Raw genomic sequence first — 1,935 nt, forward strand, 5'->3', positions numbered from 1 at the left:
GAGTGTCTTCGCCACGGTCAGGAACCGGACCCGCAAAACCAAGGGCTGCCTGAACCGCAAGACCGCCCTCGCCATGGTCTTCCGACTCATGAAGTCAGCCAAGAAGAAGTGGCGGAAGATCAACGGGCCAAACCGTCTGCCCGACGTCATTCAGGGGATTGAGTTCAAGGACGGGATCAAGCAACTTCAAACCGCCGCCTGATGAGGACCGTCACCAACTTTTGGGCATATCTCCGCACCGGATCGGAATAATTCCGTCGCCTGTGCAGCAGCTCCTTACTTCCGGGCTGATGTAGCGGTCATTCTCTTCGTCCCAGGTGAAGTTGGAACGTGACAACGTTCCGTCCGTACTCTCGTCCTTGTCGATCACCGGGATGAAGGGCAGGATCCGCCGTCTCAGGACGATCTCGACCAGGCTCTCTTCCGATCCATACGCCGTATCGGCGACCAGCCAGCCGGGGCGAATATCGAAGCGTTCTGCCGTTCGATCCAGCATCGTTAGCGTGGATCCGACCTCGGCCTGCCGGACAGAACGGGTCGCCTCGACATCCATGATGATCCCGTGATCCGTGTCGATAAGGTAATTGTCTGAATAAGCAAAGAAAGCAGGTCCCTTGCGCGCTGCCGTCTATTACCGGAAGGCCATTGCGTTGCAATGTTCCGAGAGGCACTGGCTGGCAGGATCGGCATGGGCCGTGAATTTGGGTTTGACGGGCGTGGCCGTGCCGAAGGCTTCTTCATCGAGCGTATCGGGATACTCACGCACCGCTCTCGGGGCCTCTGTCGGATCGCGTGTAGATGCGTCCCACTTGTCCTGGGGGCTGGAGTTCTGCTTCTGGACGTTGGCGCTGATCAGGCTGGCATCGACGGCAAAGCCCTTGCCGCCGACCAGGCCAAGGTCGATGCACTGGGCTGCCACCCGCCCGAAGACTTGACGGAAGATGTCGCTGTCGCGGAACTTGCCATGCCGGAGCTTCGAAAAGCTCGAATGATCCGGCACCTTGTCCTCGAGCCCGAGCCGGCAGAACCAGCGATAGGCGAGGTTGAGTAAACTTCCTGGCAGAGACGCCGCTCCGACCGCAGCCCCATGGCATAACCGATAACCAGCATACGGATCATGAGTTCGGGATCGATCGAGGGCCGACCGGTATGGCTGTAGAGGTCGCGCATCTCCTCGTGCAGGTCATTCAGATCCAGGAAGCGGTCGATGCCCCGAAGGAGATGGTCGGACGGGAGTTGCGTCTCGAGATCGAACTCGTGGAACAGCCGGGCCTGGACCTTCTACCTTCCAAGCATCGCACTGCACACTACACGACACAGTGCTGGCTGAGGGCGGCTGGATGGATTCAACTGGACGACTCCGACCAAGGAAACGTCCGATGCTTCACCACGCCATCTCCGCCCTCACGAATATTCTGCGTCCAGATCTCGACTTGAGCAAGAGCCGTCTGGAGACGCTTTGCATGATCGTCATCGGCATGGTCAGCGCGCGCAGCGTGAACCTCGGCCATCTTGCCTGCGAACGACCGGGATCGGCCCTGACCTCGTCAACATACCGTCGGTTGCAACGCTTCTTCCAGCACGTCCATCTCGACGAGGACTGGTCGCTCCCGCTTCTGGTCCGGCTGTTGGGCCTGAACAAATCGTGGCTGCTCGCGCTCGACCGCACCAACTGGCAGATCGGCAAGACCGAGGTGAACTTTCTCGTGCTCGCAGTCGTCACCCGTCGTTTCCGCGTCCCCCTGGTCTGGAGCCTGATCGAAGGCCGCGGGTGTTCCGACACCGACATGCGCATCGCCCTGATGGAGCGATATCTCGCGAATTTTCCCGCGACGACCATCCGTCTGCTGCTTGCCGATCGTGAGTTTGTCGGCGCAGGCTTGATGGAATTTCTTAGTAAAAACAATATCCCCTTTGCTATCCGCGTAAGGGAAA

The 1,935-nt window shown here is 59.3% G+C and carries 1 protein-coding gene and 2 pseudogenes; 2 read left to right on the plus strand and 1 reads right to left on the minus strand.

Going from position 1 to position 1,935, the window contains the following annotated elements; genetic code table 11:
• Positions 1-202: pseudogene (locus tag JSE7799_RS06320) on the plus strand (IS256 family transposase); the annotation flags it as partial.
• 16 nt (positions 203-218) lie between these two features.
• Here the strand turns inward: JSE7799_RS06320 and JSE7799_RS21600 are convergent.
• Positions 219-1,266 (minus strand): annotated as a pseudogene (locus JSE7799_RS21600) (transposase); the annotation flags it as partial.
• Positions 1,267-1,379: 113 nt separating this feature from the next.
• Here JSE7799_RS21600 and JSE7799_RS06335 point away from each other — a divergent pair.
• Positions 1,380-1,935: transposase family protein (locus JSE7799_RS06335; RefSeq protein ID WP_503089881.1), on the plus strand; the 556-nt coding region annotated here is incomplete at its 3' end.

Source organism: Jannaschia seosinensis, assembly GCF_001408515.1.
GTDB lineage: Bacteria > Pseudomonadota > Alphaproteobacteria > Rhodobacterales > Rhodobacteraceae > Jannaschia > Jannaschia seosinensis.